Consider the following 16280-nt stretch of genomic DNA (forward strand, 5'->3'; position numbering starts at 1 on the left):
CCTTTTCTCTATCAGCCCTTGTTCAGGGCGATCGTCTGGAACGACGACTGGGTCGTTTGCGGCCCATGCGGCGCATTGGGGGTCGGCAACGCCAGGCCGATGGCGGCGGCGATGAGGAGGGCGACGGCGAAGAAGGCCTTGCTGGCCATGGTCCTGATCTCTGGTCTGCGTCGTGAAGCGACAATCGCGGACGCTGACGGAGGCGCATATGGCCCCGCTCGCGTCGGGTTCAAGAGCTCGTCGACCAGCGTTCCTGGAAACGCGACGAAGGTGTCCTGATCCGACAAGAAAGGCCGGAAACCGCCTTAACGGTTCCCGGCCTTATTTCAGGGGCGAAATGGAACTTTTCGAGGTCTGTTTAGAAGATCTCGAACAGACCGCCACTGAAATCGCGAAGGCGATTTCAGCAGCGCTTCTTTGTCGGGTTTTTCGAAATCAGAAGATTTCGAAAAGACCGGCAGCGCCCATGCCGCCGCCGATGCACATGGTCACCACGCCTAGCTTGGCCTTGCGGCGCTTGCCTTCCAGCAGCAGGTGGCCGGCGCAGCGGGCGCCGGTCATGCCGAAGGGGTGGCCGATGGCGATCGAGCCGCCGTTGACGTTGTACTTCTCCGGGTCGATGCCCAGCTTGTCGCGGCTGTAGAGGCACTGGCTGGCGAAGGCTTCGTTCAGCTCCCACAGGTCGATGTCGTCGACCTTCAGGCCGTGGCGTTCCAGGAGGCGCGGCACGGCGAAGACCGGGCCGATGCCCATCTCGTCGGGCTCGCAGCCGGCGATGGCGAAGCCCTTGAACAGGCCCAGCGGCTCGAGGTTGCGCTTGGCGGCTTCCTTGGCTTCCATGATCACCACGGCGGCGGCGCCGTCCGACAGCTGGCTGGCGTTGCCGGCGGTGACGAAGTTGCCCGGACCTTTGACCGGCTCCAGCTTGGCCAGGCCTTCCAGGGTCGTCTCGGGACGATTGCACTCGTCCTTGCTGACGACGTAGTCGACCAGGCTCTCTTCCTTGGTCTCCTTGTTGACCACCTTCATCTTGGTGGCCATCGGCACGATCTCGTTGTCGAACAGGCCGGCGGCTTGCGCGGCGGCGATGCGCTGCTGGCTGCGCAGGGCGTATTCGTCCTGATACTCGCGGCTGACATTGTAGCGCTTGGCGACGATGTCGGCGGTGTCGATCATGGCCATCCACAGGGCCGGATGGGTCTTGAGCAGCTTCTCTTCGGTGATGTGGTAGCGGTTCATGTGGCCGCCGGCATTGACCAGCGAGATCGACTCGACGCCGCCGCCGACCGCGACGGGCGCGCCGTCGTTGCGGACATAGTTGGCGGCCGTGGCGATCGCCTGCAGGCCCGACGAGCAGAAGCGGTTGACCGTCTGGCCCGAGGTGGTCACCGGCAAGCCGGCCCACATCGCCGCGTTGCGGGCGACGTTCATGCCGGTGGCGCCTTCGGGGCCGCCGCAGCCCAGGACGACGTCTTCGACCTCGGCCCCTTCCAGGCCGGCGCGCGACACGGCGTGCTGGATGGCGTGACCGGCCATGGCCGCGCCATGGGTGTTGTTGAAGCCGCCGCGAACGGACTTGGCCAGGCCCGTGCGGGCGTAAGAGACGATGACCGCTTCGCGCATTGAGGCGCACTCCCCGTTAAAACATTAGTTTGAATTGCACCCACCCTAGACCGGCTTTTCGCGGTGCGAAAGATCACGTGCGCGTCAACGTCAGTCCGATCGCTGGCTGACCCACTTTTCATACGTCGATTTCGAAAGCTTCCGACACCGGTGTCTAAAACACTGATTTCTCAGCTTTTCGTTTCGCGTTGACTTTCCGTGATTCCAGGATGAACGCTGCGATTGCGCCGCAAGCTCGACCTCGCGGCGCCAAAAAATGCCGTACGGGAGGTAAGAATGACCAAAGCTACATCGCGCCGTCAGGCGCGTCGCGCGCTGCTGGGCGCCAGCGCGCTCTCCACACTGATCCTGGCGCCAGCCCTCGCGGCGGCGCAGCAGCAGAACTCCACCGCCGTCGACGAGATCATCGTCACCGCCACCAAGCGCGACGCGACGATCCAGGACATCCCCTTCTCGATCAACGCCCAGACGGAAAAGGACATCCAGCGTTCGGGCGCCGTCACCCTGGAAGACCTGTCGCGTAACGTCGCCGGCCTGACGATCCAGAACCTCGGCCCCGGCCAGAGCCAGGTGTCGGTGCGCGGCGTCTCGGCCGGCCAGGTCGTCCGCGACCAGCCGGGCGTCAAGGAACAGGTCGGGGTCTATCTCGACGAGTCCGTGATCTCGCTGTCGCTGTTCACGCCCGACATCGACCTATTCGACCTGAACCGCGTCGAGACCCTGCGTGGCCCGCAAGGCACGCTGTTCGGCTCGGGCTCGGTGGGCGGCACGATCCGCTACATCACCAACCAGCCCAAGCTGGGCGTGAAGGAAGGGACCTTCGAGGCCAACGCCAACCTGGTCGGCGGCGATGACTTCGGCGGCCACGTGAAGGGCGCGGTCAACATCCCGATCTCCGACAAGGTCGCCATGCGCGCGGTCGGCTACCTGACCCGCTACGGCGGCTTCATCGACGCGCTCAAGGAGGGCGGCAAGAAGGAGAAGAACGTCAATGACGGCACGCGTCGCGGCGGCCGGGTGTCGTTCTATGTCGAACCGAACGAGACCTTCAACTTCACCCCGCGCCTGGTCTACCAGGAGATCCGGGCCCACGGCTTCAACCGCCAGGAGTCGTTCAACCTCTTCGCCAATCCCAACACCACGACGCGGCCCAAGATCACCCTGGGTGAGCGCGAGCAGTACCTGCTGCTGGACGAGAGCTTCGCCGACGACACGATGCTGGCGGATCTGACCGCCAACCTCAATCTCGGCGGCGCGACGCTGACCTCGGTGACCAGCTATATCGACCGCAACATCACCGTGAACCGCGACGCCAGCGCGCTGTCGGGCAGCGTCTCGGTCGACCTGGGCTTCCCGGCGGCGGCGGTGACCCTGCCGTCCAAGCTGGTCGACACCACGGACCTCGAACAGTTCACCCAGGAACTGCGCCTGGCCTCCAGCGGCGAAGGGCCGTTCCAGTGGGTGATCGGCGGCTTCTATTCGAAGGTCGACCGCGTCTATGAGCAGACCCTGCCGACCCCCGGCTACGACGCCTATACGGACGCCACCTTGGGCGCCGGCACCTCGGCGGCGGTGCGCAACGGCTTCGCGGCCAACTCGCCGTACAACGCCTACCTGCCCTACAACATCAAGCAGAAGGCCGTGTTCGGGGAAGTGAACTACACCCTGGGCAAGCTGACCGCGACGGCGGGCGGTCGTTACTACGACTTCAGCGAGACACGGCAGTTCAAGTCCGGCGGCCTGTTCGCCAACGGCGACAACCGTACCGACAAGACCTCGTCGGACGGCTTCACCCCGCGCTTCCTGCTGAGCTACGAGGCGACCGACCAGGTCACCTTCAACGCCCAGGCCTCGAAGGGCTTCCGCCTGGGCGGCGTCAACGACCCACTGAACCTGCCGCTGTGCTCGGCCCAGGACCGGGCGATCTTCGGCGGTTACCAGAAGTACGACGACGAGACGCTGTGGAACTACGAGGGCGGTGTGAAGTCGCGCTTCGGCGGCGTCACCTTCAACGGCGCGGTGTTCTACACCGACATCAAGAACCTGCAGACCACCCTGGACGCCGGCTCGTGCTCGTCGCGCGTGGTGTTCAACGTGGCCAAGGCCCATACCAAGGGCATCGAGGGCGAGCTGACCGCGCGCCTGGCCTCGGGTCTGGACATCGGCCTCTCGGGCAGCCTGCTGGAAGCCGAGTTCGACACCACGGTGAAGGACGGCACCGGCGCGGTGATCGGCGGCATCCGCGAGGGCAACCGCCTACCGTCGGTGCCGAAGTTCCAGATCTCGTTCGACGTCACCTACAGCCGCGAGGTGTGGGACGGCGCGAACGGCTATCTGAAGGCGTCGGTGCAGCACATCGGCAACCGCTTCACCCAGGCCAGCGACCAGGAGAATAACCCGCGCTCGTTCGTCTCGGGCCTGCCGTTCGGCGGGGCCACGGGAACCGTGCCGACGGTCGTGAACCTGCAGCTGCCCAGCTATGAGATCGTCAATCTCAGCGCCGGGGTCGAGATGACGGACGGCGTGGACATCACCCTCTACGTCAACAACCTGTTCGACGAGAACGCCCTGCTGTCCTTCGACCGCGAACGCGGCGGCCGGGCGCGCCTGGGCTACTCGGTGGGCCAGCCGCGCACGGCGGGCGTGACGGTCCGCAAGTCGTTCTAACTCTAGAGAGGGCGGTCGCTTCGGCGGCCGCCCGCCTTCCGCCGGGGTACGCGCTAGGCCGCCTTCGCCTCCGCCAGCGGGTCCGCGTGGCGGTGGACCAGTTTCCAGCCGCCGTCCTCGCGACGGAACAGTTCGGTGATCCGCAGGTGCATCTCGACTGGTTCCGGCTTGCCGGCGATGTGGACGGTCGCGTGTTGCAGGCCGGTCCAGTAGGCCAGGTCGCCGACGCTGTCGCTGTGCAGGATCTCCAGCCGCGTCTCGCCGCCCTCGCAGAAGGTTTCGGCGTCACGGGCATAGATGTTGGCCACCCATTCGGCGCCTTCCTCATGCCCGCCACGGGGCGGAAAGAAGCTGGCGGGGCAGGCGGTGGCGGCCATCACGCCCAGCGGTCCGGCATGTCCGTTCACATAGGCCTGGGCGGCGTGGCGGCGGATCTCGAGAAAGGCGTCGAAGTCGGACATAGCGCGCTCCTGATGGTCGTCAGAAAAGCGCGCGAGACACGGCTTAGGTTTCCCGAAAGGGCTACCGTTTCGGCAGGATCGTCAGCCCGTCGGGCAGTTCGTTGCGGTCGTCGCCGCGCGGCGGGACGTGGGCGGCCAGGATCTCGCCGGTGCGGGTGACGGCGGCGACGAAGCCGTCGGCGATCCTGCCGGCCTTGAGGCCGCCGACCAGGTCGGCCACGACCGCGTCCCAGACGGTGTCGGGCGCGGCCTTGTAGATGCCTTCGTCGGCGATGACCTCGACCCGATGCTCGGCCAGGGCGGCGAAGATCAGCACGCCGGTGCGGTCACGAGTGACGTGCAGGCCGTGGCCCAGGAACTGCTCCATGGCCGCGCGGCGTACGCGGGCGGTCTTCAGCGAACCGGGGGTGAGGGCGCGGCGCACCGGCGGGATCGAGACGACCAGGGCCGCGACCACGAACACCACCAGCTGCAGGGCGATGTAGGTCGACAGCGCCGCCAGGATCGCCCCGTCCAGCGCCGCCTGGTGGCCGATGCTCCAGCCGCCGAAGAGGCGCGTCAGCATCTCGGGCCGGAAGCCGGCGAACAGCGCGGCGGCGGGCAGGACCAGCGCCGTGGCGGCGGCCCAGACCAGCGGGGTCTCGCGATAGTCCGACACCTCGGGCGCCAGGACGCAGAAGATCTCGCCGGCGGTGGTCTTCTCCGCTTCAGCCACCGCGCCGGCGATGCGGTCGAGGTCCTGTGGGGTCATGCGTGTCGCCATCTCACCAGCTCCCCGAACTGCCGCCGCCGCCGAACGATCCGCCGCCGCCGGAGAAGCCGCCGCCGCCTCCGCCTCCGCCGCCACCGCTCCAACCGCCGCCGCCCCGGCCGCTATTGTTCAGGGCGCTGAGGATGATCCAGGGCAGGGCCGAAGAGAGGCCGCTGCGGCCGCGCCGGCCTCGGAACAGGCCGGAGAACACGAAGATGATGAACAGGAAGACCAGCAGGCCGACGATCGGCGAGCCGCTGGCCTTATGCTTGGCCGGCTGGCTGGCCTCGGCGATACGGGCCTTGGCCTGGTCGGCGGGCAGGCTGAGCTGCTCGACCAGGGCGTTGGTCCCCGCGACGATGCCGTCCTCCATGTCGCCATCGCGGAACTTGGGCAGGATGGCGCTCTGGATGATGACGCTGGAGAGGGCGTCGGTCAGGACGGGCTCAAGGCCGTAGCCGACCTCGATCCGCACCTTCCGGTCATTGGGCGCGACCAGCAGGATCGCGCCCGTGTCCTTGTCCTTCTCGCCGATGCCCCAGCTCCGGCCCAGTTGATAGCCGTAGTCCTCGATCGGATAACCTTGCAGGCTGGGGACCGTGGCCACGACCAGCTGGCGGCCGGTCGTGGTCTCGAGGGTTTCCAGCTTGGCCGACAGGTCGCGCTCGACGTCGGGCGACAGGATCCCGGCCTCGTCGACCACCCGCCCGGTCAGGGCCGGAAAGGTCGGCGCGGCAAGGGCGGGGAAGGCGAAGAGCATGGCCACCAGGGCCAGCATCCACGTCCTCACCCGGGGCAAGGCGAGCTGCAACTCAGTTGACCTTCGGCGGGGTCGCCGTCGGCGGGTTCGAGAAGTCCACCGTCGGCGCGCTCTGGGCGGCGGCCGTGGCCTGGAACAGCTGGGCCGGCTTCTGGCCGCTGTAGACGGTCTTGGCCCACAGCAGGCTGGGGAAGGTGCGCAGGGTCGTGTTGTACTTCTGGGCGGTCTCGTTGTAGTCGCGCCGCGCGATCGTGATGCGGTTCTCGGTGCCTTCCAGCTGGCTTTGCAGGGCCAGGAAGTTCTGGTTCGACTTCAGGTCCGGATATTGCTCCTGGATGACCATCAGGCGGCCAAGGACGCCCGACAGCTTGTCCTGGGCGGCGGCGTATTGCTGGAAGGCGGCCGGGTCGGTGATCGTCGAAGCGTCGACCTTCACTTGCGTCGCGCTGGCGCGCGCCTGGGTCACCTCGACCAGCACGCTCTTTTCCTGGGCCGCGTAGCCCTTCACCGTCGCGACCAGGTTCGGCACCAGGTCGGCCCGGCGCTGGTACTGGTTCTGCACCTCGGCCCAGGCGGTCTTGGTCGCCTCGTCCTGGGTGGGGATGGTGTTGATCCCGCAGCCGGCCAGGGTCGCCGGGATGGCGACGATCAGGGCCACGCGGGCTGCGTTACGAGCCAGACGGTTCATCAAGTCCCTCCGCGAGAGCCTGCCCGCTTCGAAGAAGCGGATCAGCAGGCTCGTCCAACCAGAATGCGAACATGTATGCCCGCGTATCGCTGTTAGATAGCGAGCCTATCGGTACACGTGAGAGGGCGACAGATTAAACCTTGTCCATCTCGGCGCCCTAGGTTTGGGAGAAGGCGGCCTTGCGTGGACCCATGTAGCCGAACAGCCAGGCGGCGACCTTGCGCATCTGGATCTCTTCCGACCCTTCGGTGATCCGGTAGCGGCGGTGGTGGCGGTAGATGTGCTCGAACGGCTTGTGGCGGGAATAGCCGATGCCGCCGTGGATCTGCATGGCCCGGTCGGCGGCCTCGCAGCAGAGCCGATTAGCCCAGTAATTGCACATCGAGACCTTGTCGGAGAGGCGCTTTTCGACCTCGACCTTGGACATCTGGTCCATCTCCCAGGCGGTCTTGCGGATCAGCAGGCGCAGCATCTCGGCCTGGGTGGACAGCTCGACGATCGGGAACTGGATGGCCTGGTTTTCCGACAGCGCCTTGCCGAACGGCTTGCGCGCGCGTGCGTACGCGATGCTTTCTTCTATGCAGAACACCGCCGCGCCCAGGCTGGAGGCCGCCTGGCGGATGCGGTTCTCGTGCACGAAGTGCTGGGCGATGGCGAGGCCGCCGCCCTCGGGGCCGAACATCGCCGACTCCGGGACCCAGACATTAGTGAAGCTGACCCGGGGGTGGTCGGTCGGCATGTTGAAGGTCCAGAGGTACTCCTCGATCTTCACGCCGGGGGCGTGGGCCGGGACCAGCAGGGCGGTGATGCCGCGCGCGTCGCCGTCCTCGCCGCTGGTGCGGGCGAACAGGCAGCAGTGCGTGGCCGCATGCATGCCCGTGGTCCACATCTTCTGGCCGTTGATCCGCCAGCCGGCCTCGCCCTTGTGCTCTTCGCGGACCGCGCGGGTCTCCATGAAGGTGGCGTCCGAGCCATGCTCTGGCTCCGTCAGCCCGAAGGTCGGACGGAAGGCGCCCTTGTCCAGCATGTCGGTGATCAGGTGCTGCTGGTCGGGCCGGCCGAAGTCGCGCAGCATCAGCACGAACGGATTGTTGCCGACGATCGAGTGCTCGTTCTGCAGATCGTTGAACAGGCCCAGGCCCTTGGACGCCAGGTGCTCGCGGATCACCGCCATCCACAGATTGGAGCCGTCCTTGCCGCCGTATTCCTTGGGCAGGGCGAAGCGGTAGTGACCCGCCTGGTCGGCCAGCTTGCGGGCCTTGGCCAGCAGCTCTTCCCACTCGTGGCGCGGCAGGCCGCCCATGTCCCAGTCGGTGCGGGCCCATTCGCGGCGGTGGTCGAAGAACCGTTCGTTGTCGTCGCGCGCCTGCAGGGGCGCGATCTCCTTGTCGATGAAGGCGTCGAGCTCGCTCAGATACGCGGCCAGCTCCGGCGGCAGATGGAAGTCCATGGCAAAGCCTCCCTCACGCACGTCTTATGGTTGGGGAGACAGTAAGCGCGACGCGCGGTCGCGGCCAACCGTGCCCCTTGGGAACACGGCCTTAACCAAGCAGGGCGTAGGGTTTCCGCCATGATCACCATGGCCGCCTTCGCGATCCTTGGCGCCGCGCTCGGAGCTTTCGTCCGTCCGCGCCTGCTGGGCGTGCTGTTGCCGGCGCTGATCGCGGTCACCATCGAGGGCGGGGTCTACTGGGCCATCGGCGTGATGGATCACCAGCCCAACCGCGAAGTGCTGATCATGCGCCTGCAGGCGATCTTCGGCGACGACCTGATCAGCATGGCCGGCCCGATCGCCGCCGCCGCCATCGGCGGCGTGGTCGCCGCGGTGCTGGGCTTCTTCACCGACCCGAAGACCGAGTCCGTGCTGAGCGCCGAGGGCATCCAGCGCCGCGTCGGCAAGGACGGTCGCTACGCCCGCGCCGAAGGCATGGTCCAGGACCGCGCCATCCACGCCAAGGCCGAAAGCCGGATCGACCAGATCCTGGGGCTCTGACGCGCGATCAGCGCCGCTTGCTGGGCGGCCAGGCAAAGACCTCGTCACGATTGTGCGCGCCGCGCCAGGATCGCACCCGCAATGTCGAGACCTCCAGCGTCGTCACCCGGATGGGTTCGTCGGACGGCCTTGTGCCCGCCGACTGCAACCACTCGCCGATGAACTGGCCATAGGTCAGGAGGCGTTCGTCCAGCAGGTCCTGGATATGGTCGAGGGCGTTGTCGTAGGCCTCGGGCGGCCATTCGAAATGGGCATGGGCGTATTCGACGCCGATCGTGATCTCGTCGCGGTGGGTGGAGATCCACAGTGGCCCGTTCATGTCCGCCTCCGGCGGCGGCGGGACTTCCACCCAGAGATAGGCCTGCTCATCCGACTCCTTCACCTGGGCGTATCCGCGCCAGTCGGGGTGCGCGGCGAACAGCCTGCGCGCGAAGTCGTCGAACGGTGCTTCCAGGCGATCGATCTCGGCTTCCGTGAGGGCGGAAGGCGCCGCGCCGGGCAGGTGGCCGGTGATGCTGAAGCCGCCGCCCGGGACGCCGTCCAGCGGCAGCTTGCCCAAAGACCGCAGCCGATCGCGAAGGCTTAGGATGGACTGGTAGCTGGAGAGCTTGCTCTTGCGTGGGCGCTGGACGTAGGCGCAAAGGGAAAGGCGCTCGATCGCCAGGTAGGGCCGCCATCCCAGCTCGGCGAACGGCGCGCCATGCTCATCGAAGGCTTGCGGCGCTTCGACCTGTTCCTCGACCGCGCCGTCCACCCATTTGATCCAGAGTTGCAAAGGTGGGTCATGGGGCGCGAGCAGGGCGAAAACCTCACGCCATTTGAAATCGGACATCAGCGACGCGCGATAGTTTTCGCGGACGAGCCGCCGATAGGCCTGTGCGAGCTGCTGGGATTCCATCGGCCAAGTTTGGCAGAGAGGGCCGGGTCCGCAACCCACGCGCTCGCCGTTTCCGCGCGGGCCTCGCCGCGTTTCGCCAGGAATCTCTGTTTTCTGAATTATCGACGTATCGACGAAATTCCACTTGCGGAATTTCTGATCACTGATATCTAAGCGATGCTTAGTTCGGATCCGAAGCACCGGTGGGGATATCGGTGCGACACCCCAGATGGGGTGGCGAGATCCGGGCGGCAAGTGCACAGCTTATCGCCGATCAACGATCTAACTGCTTCCCCAACGTCGGAGGGCTTTCTGATGAAGCTCCGTACCCTGGCGGCTGCCGCCGCCTTCACCATGCTCGCCACCTCGGCCTTCGCCGATGGCCGCATCGCCGCCGCCCTGGACGCGCCGGTCGCGGCCAAGACCAAGGTCGTCGCCGGCGGCGCCGTCTTCGTCTGCGAGGGCGCCGAGTGCGTCTCGACCCAAGCCCCCTCGCGGGCCCTCACCGCGGTGGCCTGCAAGGCCCTCGCCAAGGAAGTGGGTCGCGTCGCGGCCTTCGGCGGCGAAACCAAGTCGCTGGACGCCGATGACCTGACCCGCTGCAACGCCTCGGCCAAGGGCGGTTCGGCCCTGGCCTCGGCTAAGTAAGAACACGTATCGCTTTACCTGAGACCAGACGCTTTTGGGGCCGTCGTTTCTCCGGCCCGTCTGGCTGTTTCCTCGAGCATTCGCCTGAACGGGGCGGCGGATTTATTCCGCCGCCTCTTTTCTTTTCCGGACGCGTGATTAGTTGACCGACATGGACACGAGCTTGGCCGCCCAGCTGGAAACCGTTCTGCGCAAGGCCGCGGGCGATGGGGCGGCGTTGGCCTCCATGACCGTGGACTATGCCGGCGAGCCCGGTAGCGGCGTCCTGGAGCCCAAGGGCTGGGTCGAGCGGGCCACCCGCAGCCTGGTCTTCGCCCAGGGCGAACTGCGTCGCGCCGACGGCGCGCTGGCGGCTTCGGCCTCGGCTGTGTTCCGCCGCGCCGGAGACTGATCGCGCCCCTTTGGTTGCGACTGCGAAAGGCCCGTGTTATCAGGCGCGCGGCTTCGGACAGGGCGACGCGGACGCGTCGACCTTCCATGTGCTTTTTACAAGCGCGCTCAAGCCTTTAAGCCGCGATAAGGGTTAACCTTCTTGTTCGCGGCCATTTACAACGCACCGGGCGGATACCAAGTGGCGGACGAAACCAAGGCGACGGATGCGGGTCAGCGCTATGCGCAGTCCCTCTTCGAACTGACGATCGAGAACGGCAACCTGGCTAAGGTCGAGAGCGACCTTAAGAGCCTGAAGGCGATGATCGCCGACAGCGCCGACCTGCGCCGCCTGATCGACAGCCCCGCCTTCTCGGCCGAGGACAAGGGCAAGGGCCTGGTCGCCGTGGCCGTGAAGGCCAAGTTCGACCTGCTGACCACGAAGTTCCTGGGCCTGGTGGCCTCGAACGGCCGCGCCAGCGACCTGCTGGGCGCCATCACCGCCTTCACCGAGCTGTCGGCCAAGCACCGCGGCGTTGTCACGGCGGAGGTCGTCTCGGCCATCGCCCTGTCGGCCGCCCAGCTGAAGGGCGTGCAAACGGCCCTGGCGCAAGCGCTCGGCAAGACCCCCGAAGTTTCCACGCGCGTCGATCCGTCCCTGCTGGGCGGTCTGAAGGTGCGCGTCGGTTCGCGTCTCTTCGACGCTTCGCTCCGTTCGAAGCTCGATTCCCTGAAATTCGCCCTGAAGCGCGCTTAAGCCTTTAATTAAGCGCCTCGAAAAAAATTAGATCGCAGAGAGCCCAGAAGACCATGGACATCCGCGCCGCCGAGATTTCGGCCATCCTCAAGTCGCAGATCGCCAACTTCGGCGAAGAAGCCGCCGTTTCGGACGTCGGCCAAGTGCTGTCCGTCGGTGACGGCATCGCCCGCATCTACGGCCTGGACAACGTCCAAGCCGGTGAAATGCTGGAATTCCCGAAGGCCGGCGTGAAGGGCATGGCCCTGAACCTCGAGCGCGACAATGTCGGCGCCGTGATCTTCGGCGCTGACGCCGAGATCAAGGAAGGCGACGAAGTCCGCCGCCTGGGCGAAATCGTCGACGTGCCGGTCGGCCGTGGCCTGCTGGGCCGCGTCGTCAACCCGCTGGGCGAACCGATCGACGGCAAGGGCCCGATCCAGTTCACCGAGCGTCGCCGCGTCGACGTCAAGGCTCCGGGCATCATCCCGCGCAAGTCGGTGCACGAGCCCGTGCAGACCGGCCTGAAGTCGATCGACACCCTGATCCCGGTCGGCCGTGGCCAGCGCGAGCTGATCATCGGTGACCGTCAGACCGGCAAGACCGCCGTCGCCATCGACACCATCCTGAACCAGAAGGCCGCTAACGCCGGCAAGGACGAGAGCGCCAAGCTCTACTGCGTCTACGTCGCCATCGGCCAGAAGCGCTCGACCGTCGCCCAGATCGTCAAGACCCTGGAAGAGCACGGCGCCCTGGAATATACGATCGTCGTCGTCGCCTCGGCCTCGGAGCCGGCCCCGCTGCAGTACCTGGCCCCGTTCTCGGGCTGCGCCATGGGCGAGTGGTTCCGCGACAACGGCCTGCACGGCCTGATCATCTATGACGATCTGTCCAAGCAAGCCGTCGCCTACCGCCAGATGTCGCTGCTGCTGCGCCGCCCGCCGGGCCGCGAAGCCTATCCGGGCGACGTGTTCTATCTGCACTCGCGCCTGCTGGAACGCGCCGCGAAGCTGAACGAAGACAACGGTTCGGGCTCGCTGACGGCGCTGCCGATCATCGAAACCCAGGCCAACGACGTGTCGGCCTACATCCCGACCAACGTGATCTCGATCACCGACGGCCAGATCTTCCTGGAAACCGACCTGTTCTACCAGGGCATCCGCCCGGCCGTGAACGTCGGCATCTCGGTGTCGCGCGTCGGCTCGTCGGCCCAGATCAAGGCCATGAAGCAAGTCGCCGGTCCGATTAAGGGCGAACTGGCCCAGTATCGTGAAATGGCCGCCTTCGCGAAGTTCGGCTCGGACCTGGACGCCTCGACCCAGAAGATGCTGGCCCGCGGCGAACGCCTGACCGAGCTGCTGAAGCAGCCGCAGTACGCCCCGCAGTCGGTCGAAGAGCAGGTCTGCGTGATCTACGCTGGCACGCGCGGCTATCTGGACAAGATCCCGACCTCGTCGGTTCGCCGTTTCGAGACCGAGTTCCTGGCCCGTCTGCACAGCGCCCACAAGGACCTGCTGGACGGCATCCGCACCAAGAAGGCCCTCGACAAGGACCTGGAGAACACGCTGAAGAGCGCGCTCGACAGCTTCTCGTCGACCTTCGCTTAAAGTCCTCGGAACCGCTCGGAGAGAGTAGCGCCGAATGGCCAGCTTGAAGGAAATGCGCAATCGGATCTCGAGCGTCAAAGCGACGCAAAAGATCACGAAAGCGATGCAGATGGTGGCAGCCGCCAAGCTGCGCCGGAGCCAGGACGCGGCTGAAGCCGCTCGTCCGTACGCTCGGCGCCTGGCTTCGGTCATCGCCAATCTCGCGGCCGGCGTGTCGGGCGACGGGGCTCCGGCCCTGCTGACCGGCACCGGTCGTGACGATCGCCACCTGATCGTCGTCGCGGCGGCCGATCGTGGCCTCGCCGGCGGCTTCACCTCGTCGATCGTCCGGGCCGCGCGCCTGCACATCGACGGCCTGATCGCCCAGGGCAAGGACGTCAAGATCGTCTGCGTCGGCAAGAAGGTCTCGGCCCAGCTGAAGCGCCCGTACGGCGACAAGGTTGTCGAGAACTTCGACCTGTCGGCCTACCGCCAGTTCACCCTGTCGGTCGCCCAGCCGATCGCCGACGTCGTCACGCGCTTGTATGAAGCCGGCGACATCGACATCGTCACGCTGTTCTACAGCCGCTTCAAGTCGGTGGTCATCCAGACCCCGACCGCGCTGCAGCTGATCCCGGCGACCGTCGAAGGCGTGGAAGCGCCGACGGGCCCGACGGCGGTCTACGAGTACGAGCCCTCGGAAGAGGCCATCCTCGAGACCCTGCTGCCGCGCAACCTGACGGTTCAGATCCTGTCGGCCCTGCTGGACAACATGGCCGGCTTCTACGCCAGCCAGATGACCGCGATGGACAACGCCACGCGCAACGCCGGCGACATGATCAAGCGCTACACCCTCGAGTACAATCGTTCCCGCCAGGCCCAGATCACCAAAGAGCTGATCGAGATCATCTCCGGCGCAGAAGCCGTCTGATCTAGCCTAACGACACAAGCACGCAGAGACCGAAAGACCGCACGCCATGGCCAAGACCCCCGCTGCAAAGCCGGCGACCGCCGCCGCCAAGACGCCCGCCGCCCCCAAGGCCGCGGCTGCTCCGAAGGCTGCCGCCACGAAGGCTCCGGCCGCCGCTAAGGCTCCCGCCGCCAAGAAGCCGGCCGCCCCGAAGGCCGCCGCTCCCAAGGCTCCGGCCACGAACCTGGATGGCGCCACCGGCCGCCTCGTCCAGATCATCGGCGCCGTCGTCGACATCGAGTTCACCGGCGAGCTGCCGGCGATCCTGAACGCCGTCGAGACCACCAACACCGCCACCGGCCAGCGCCTGGTGTTCGAAGTCGCCCAGCACCTGGGCCAGAACACCGTCCGCGCCATCGCCATGGACGCCACCGAAGGTCTGGTCCGTGGCCAGCCCGTCCGTGACACCGGCGAGTCGATCCGCGTTCCGGTCGGTCCGGGCACCCTGGGCCGCATCATGAACGTCATCGGCGAGCCGATCGACGAGCAGGGCCCGATCCAGTCGACCCTGTCGCGCCCGATCCACCGCGACGCCCCGACCTTCGCTGAACAAACCAACACCGCTGAAGTGCTGGTCACGGGCATCAAGGTCATCGACCTGATGTGCCCCTACACCAAGGGCGGCAAGATCGGCCTGTTCGGCGGCGCCGGCGTCGGCAAGACCGTGACGATGCAGGAACTGATCAACAACATCGCCAAGGCTTACGGCGGTTACTCGGTTCTGGCCGGCGTGGGTGAACGCACCCGCGAAGGCAACGACCTGTATCACGAGATGATCGAGTCGAACGTCAACGTCGACCCGAAGGCCAACAACGGCTCGACCGAAGGCTCGCGCTGCGCGCTGGTCTACGGCCAGATGAACGAACCCCCGGGCGCCCGCGCCCGCGTCGCCCTGACCGGCCTGTCGATCGCGGAATACTTCCGTGACGAAGAAGGCAAGGACGTGCTGCTGTTCGTCGACAACATCTTCCGCTTCACCCAAGCCGGCGCCGAAGTGTCGGCTCTGCTGGGCCGCATCCCCTCGGCCGTGGGCTATCAGCCCACCCTGGCCACCGAGATGGGCAACCTGCAGGAGCGCATCACCTCGACGAACAAGGGCTCGATCACCTCGGTCCAGGCCATCTACGTCCCGGCCGATGACTTGACCGACCCGGCGCCTGCCGCCTCGTTCGCCCACTTGGACGCCACCACCGTTCTGTCGCGCGACATCGCCGCCCAGGCCATCTTCCCCGCCGTCGATCCGCTGGACTCGACCTCGCGGATCATGGACCCGCTGGTCATCGGCGAAGAGCACTACACGGTCGCCCGTCGCGTTCAGGAAGTCCTGCAGCAGTACAAGTCGCTGAAGGACATCATCGCGATCCTGGGCATGGACGAGCTGTCGGAAGACGACAAGCTGGTCGTGTCGCGCGCCCGCAAGATCTCGCGCTTCCTGTCGCAGCCGTTCCACGTCGCCGAGCAGTTCACCAACACGCCGGGCGCCTTCGTCCAGCTGAAGGACACGATCCGCTCGTTCAAGGGCATCGTGGACGGTGAGTACGACCACCTGCCGGAAGGCGCCTTCTACATGGTCGGCGCGATCGAAGAAGCCGTGGCCAAGGCCGAAAAGATGGCGGCGGAAGCCTAATGACCGAAGACGCCGATCTGGGCCAATTCTGCTGCGACGAACTGGCGGAAGCGGTGTCTCCGGACGCCAGCGCCAGCCTCATCGAGCATGACAGCGGCCTGATCCTGCTGAACCTCGGCGAACGCGAGGAAGAGGGCGAAACGGGCGTGGTGCTGGCCACCATCCGCTTCTGCCCCTTTTGCGGCACCGAGATTCAGACCGACGAAGACATCGAGGCCGCCCTGGGCGACGTCGAGGAGACCTTCAACTGATGGCCAAGCTGCACTTCTCTCTGGTCGCCCCCGAGCGTGAACTGTTCTCCGGCGACGTGGACCTGGTCCAGGCCCCGGGCTCGGAAGGCGACTTCGGCGTCCTGGCCGGCCACGCCCCGTTCATGACCACCCTGCGCGAAGGCAAGGTGACCGTGAAGGACGGCGCGACGACCAAGGTGTTCGATATCCAAGGCGGGTTCGCGGATGTGGGGCCCGACGGCCTGACCATCCTGGCCGAGCACGCCGTCGAAGCGGCCTAGATTCGGGTCGCCC

The 16280-nt window shown here is 66.4% G+C and carries 18 protein-coding genes; 10 read left to right on the forward strand and 8 right to left on the reverse strand.

Translation table 11 applies throughout. The features are described from left to right. Positions 1 to 11: 11 nt before the first annotated feature. Together AC07NF_RS08025 and AC07NF_RS08030 are read right to left on the reverse strand one after the other, a co-directional pair. The gene (locus AC07NF_RS08025) at positions 12 to 149 is read right to left on the reverse strand and encodes a hypothetical protein (RefSeq protein WP_492813682.1); all 138 of its coding nucleotides are present in this window, start codon (positions 147 to 149) and stop codon (positions 12 to 14) included. 286 nt (positions 150 to 435) lie between these two features. After that, a complete protein-coding gene (locus AC07NF_RS08030) occupies positions 436 to 1623 on the reverse strand; it encodes an acetyl-CoA C-acyltransferase (RefSeq protein WP_492813684.1) in 1188 nt (395 codons plus the stop codon). A gap of 276 nt (positions 1624 to 1899) precedes the next feature. Between AC07NF_RS08030 and AC07NF_RS08035 the strand changes: the two genes are divergently transcribed. Then, entirely contained in the window at positions 1900 to 4290 is a 2391-nt protein-coding gene (locus AC07NF_RS08035; protein WP_494633522.1) for a TonB-dependent receptor, read from the forward strand. Between the two features lie 53 nt (positions 4291 to 4343). Here the strand turns inward: AC07NF_RS08035 and AC07NF_RS08040 are convergent, their stop codons facing one another. The 5 genes from AC07NF_RS08040 to AC07NF_RS08060 all read right to left on the reverse strand — a co-directional run bounded on the left by AC07NF_RS08040 (position 4344) and on the right by AC07NF_RS08060 (position 8400). Further along, positions 4344 to 4751 (reverse strand): YybH family protein, encoded by a 408-nt coding sequence (locus tag AC07NF_RS08040; RefSeq protein WP_492813687.1) that lies wholly within the window; start codon positions 4749 to 4751, stop codon positions 4344 to 4346. 61 nt (positions 4752 to 4812) lie between these two features. Beyond that, a complete protein-coding gene (locus AC07NF_RS08045; protein WP_494633525.1) occupies positions 4813 to 5514 on the reverse strand; it encodes a TPM domain-containing protein in 702 nt (233 codons plus the stop codon). Between the two features lies 1 nt (position 5515). Then, positions 5516 to 6280, reverse strand: a complete 765-nt coding sequence (locus AC07NF_RS08050) for a TPM domain-containing protein (RefSeq protein ID WP_494633527.1) — start codon at positions 6278 to 6280, stop codon at positions 5516 to 5518. 34 nt (positions 6281 to 6314) lie between these two features. Further along, positions 6315 to 6950: a LemA family protein gene (locus tag AC07NF_RS08055; protein WP_494633529.1), complete on the reverse strand. Its 636-nt coding sequence runs from the start codon at positions 6948 to 6950 to the stop codon at positions 6315 to 6317. A gap of 157 nt (positions 6951 to 7107) precedes the next feature. Continuing rightward, on the reverse strand, positions 7108 to 8400 hold the full coding sequence (locus AC07NF_RS08060; RefSeq protein ID WP_494633530.1) for an acyl-CoA dehydrogenase family protein: 1293 nt from the start codon (positions 8398 to 8400) through the stop codon (positions 7108 to 7110). Between the two features lie 120 nt (positions 8401 to 8520). On the opposite strand from AC07NF_RS08060, the gene AC07NF_RS08065 reads away from it, so the two are divergent. After that, positions 8521 to 8943: a hypothetical protein gene (locus AC07NF_RS08065; protein WP_494633532.1), complete on the forward strand. Its 423-nt coding sequence runs from the start codon at positions 8521 to 8523 to the stop codon at positions 8941 to 8943. A 7-nt stretch (positions 8944 to 8950) separates the two neighbouring features. Here AC07NF_RS08065 and AC07NF_RS08070 read toward each other — a convergent pair whose 3' ends face one another. Beyond that, positions 8951 to 9841, reverse strand: a complete 891-nt coding sequence (locus AC07NF_RS08070) for a hypothetical protein (RefSeq protein WP_494633534.1) — start codon at positions 9839 to 9841, stop codon at positions 8951 to 8953. 294 nt (positions 9842 to 10135) lie between these two features. On the opposite strand from AC07NF_RS08070, the gene AC07NF_RS08075 reads away from it, so the two are divergent. From AC07NF_RS08075 to AC07NF_RS08110, 8 genes are all read left to right on the forward strand, one after another. After that, positions 10136 to 10468, forward strand: a complete 333-nt coding sequence (locus AC07NF_RS08075) for a DUF8200 family protein (protein WP_291874846.1) — start codon at positions 10136 to 10138, stop codon at positions 10466 to 10468. 151 nt (positions 10469 to 10619) lie between these two features. Beyond that, complete coding sequence (locus tag AC07NF_RS08080) at positions 10620 to 10859, forward strand: hotdog family protein (RefSeq protein WP_494633537.1); 240 nt, start codon at positions 10620 to 10622, stop codon at positions 10857 to 10859. Positions 10860 to 11039: 180 nt separating this feature from the next. Continuing rightward, complete coding sequence (locus tag AC07NF_RS08085) at positions 11040 to 11594, forward strand: F0F1 ATP synthase subunit delta (protein ID WP_494633539.1); 555 nt, start codon at positions 11040 to 11042, stop codon at positions 11592 to 11594. Positions 11595 to 11647: 53 nt separating this feature from the next. Beyond that, positions 11648 to 13180, forward strand: coding sequence for a F0F1 ATP synthase subunit alpha (gene atpA, locus AC07NF_RS08090; RefSeq protein WP_494633541.1), 1533 nt, complete (start codon positions 11648 to 11650; stop codon positions 13178 to 13180). Between the two features lie 34 nt (positions 13181 to 13214). Next, the gene (locus AC07NF_RS08095; protein ID WP_494633543.1) at positions 13215 to 14090 is read left to right on the forward strand and encodes a F0F1 ATP synthase subunit gamma; all 876 of its coding nucleotides are present in this window, start codon (positions 13215 to 13217) and stop codon (positions 14088 to 14090) included. Positions 14091 to 14136: 46 nt separating this feature from the next. After that, entirely contained in the window at positions 14137 to 15756 is a 1620-nt protein-coding gene (atpD, locus tag AC07NF_RS08100) for a F0F1 ATP synthase subunit beta (RefSeq protein ID WP_492813707.1), read from the forward strand. Beyond that, the gene (locus AC07NF_RS08105; RefSeq protein ID WP_492813709.1) at positions 15756 to 16007 is read left to right on the forward strand and encodes a hypothetical protein; all 252 of its coding nucleotides are present in this window, start codon (positions 15756 to 15758) and stop codon (positions 16005 to 16007) included. Before atpD ends, AC07NF_RS08105 begins: the two co-directional genes overlap by 1 nt. After that, entirely contained in the window at positions 16007 to 16267 is a 261-nt protein-coding gene (locus AC07NF_RS08110; protein ID WP_004621865.1) for an ATP synthase F1 subunit epsilon, read from the forward strand. The genes AC07NF_RS08105 and AC07NF_RS08110 overlap by 1 nt, the downstream gene beginning before the upstream one ends. The last annotated feature ends 13 nt before the right edge of the window (positions 16268 to 16280 follow it).

Source organism: Caulobacter sp. GW821-FHT10A06 (assembly GCF_059415805.1).

Coding starts and splice junctions, on each gene's coding strand:
- AC07NF_RS08105 (WP_492813709.1), top strand. CDS start 15,756: ATGACCGAAGACGCCGATCTGGGCCAATTCTGCTGCGACGAACTGGCG.
- AC07NF_RS08110 (WP_004621865.1), top strand. CDS start 16,007: ATGGCCAAGCTGCACTTCTCTCTGGTCGCCCCCGAGCGTGAACTGTTC.
- atpA (WP_494633541.1), top strand. CDS start 11,648: ATGGACATCCGCGCCGCCGAGATTTCGGCCATCCTCAAGTCGCAGATC.
- AC07NF_RS08050 (WP_494633527.1), bottom strand. CDS start 6,280: ATGCTGGCCCTGGTGGCCATGCTCTTCGCCTTCCCCGCCCTTGCCGCG.
- AC07NF_RS08055 (WP_494633529.1), bottom strand. CDS start 6,950: ATGAACCGTCTGGCTCGTAACGCAGCCCGCGTGGCCCTGATCGTCGCC.
- AC07NF_RS08045 (WP_494633525.1), bottom strand. CDS start 5,514: ATGGCGACACGCATGACCCCACAGGACCTCGACCGCATCGCCGGCGCG.
- AC07NF_RS08095 (WP_494633543.1), top strand. CDS start 13,215: ATGGCCAGCTTGAAGGAAATGCGCAATCGGATCTCGAGCGTCAAAGCG.
- AC07NF_RS08025 (WP_492813682.1), bottom strand. CDS start 149: ATGGCCAGCAAGGCCTTCTTCGCCGTCGCCCTCCTCATCGCCGCCGCC.
- AC07NF_RS08035 (WP_494633522.1), top strand. CDS start 1,900: ATGACCAAAGCTACATCGCGCCGTCAGGCGCGTCGCGCGCTGCTGGGC.
- AC07NF_RS08075 (WP_291874846.1), top strand. CDS start 10,136: ATGAAGCTCCGTACCCTGGCGGCTGCCGCCGCCTTCACCATGCTCGCC.
- AC07NF_RS08065 (WP_494633532.1), top strand. CDS start 8,521: ATGATCACCATGGCCGCCTTCGCGATCCTTGGCGCCGCGCTCGGAGCT.
- AC07NF_RS08080 (WP_494633537.1), top strand. CDS start 10,620: ATGGACACGAGCTTGGCCGCCCAGCTGGAAACCGTTCTGCGCAAGGCC.
- AC07NF_RS08040 (WP_492813687.1), bottom strand. CDS start 4,751: ATGTCCGACTTCGACGCCTTTCTCGAGATCCGCCGCCACGCCGCCCAG.
- AC07NF_RS08070 (WP_494633534.1), bottom strand. CDS start 9,841: ATGGAATCCCAGCAGCTCGCACAGGCCTATCGGCGGCTCGTCCGCGAA.
- AC07NF_RS08060 (WP_494633530.1), bottom strand. CDS start 8,400: ATGGACTTCCATCTGCCGCCGGAGCTGGCCGCGTATCTGAGCGAGCTC.
- AC07NF_RS08030 (WP_492813684.1), bottom strand. CDS start 1,623: ATGCGCGAAGCGGTCATCGTCTCTTACGCCCGCACGGGCCTGGCCAAG.
- atpD (WP_492813707.1), top strand. CDS start 14,137: ATGGCCAAGACCCCCGCTGCAAAGCCGGCGACCGCCGCCGCCAAGACG.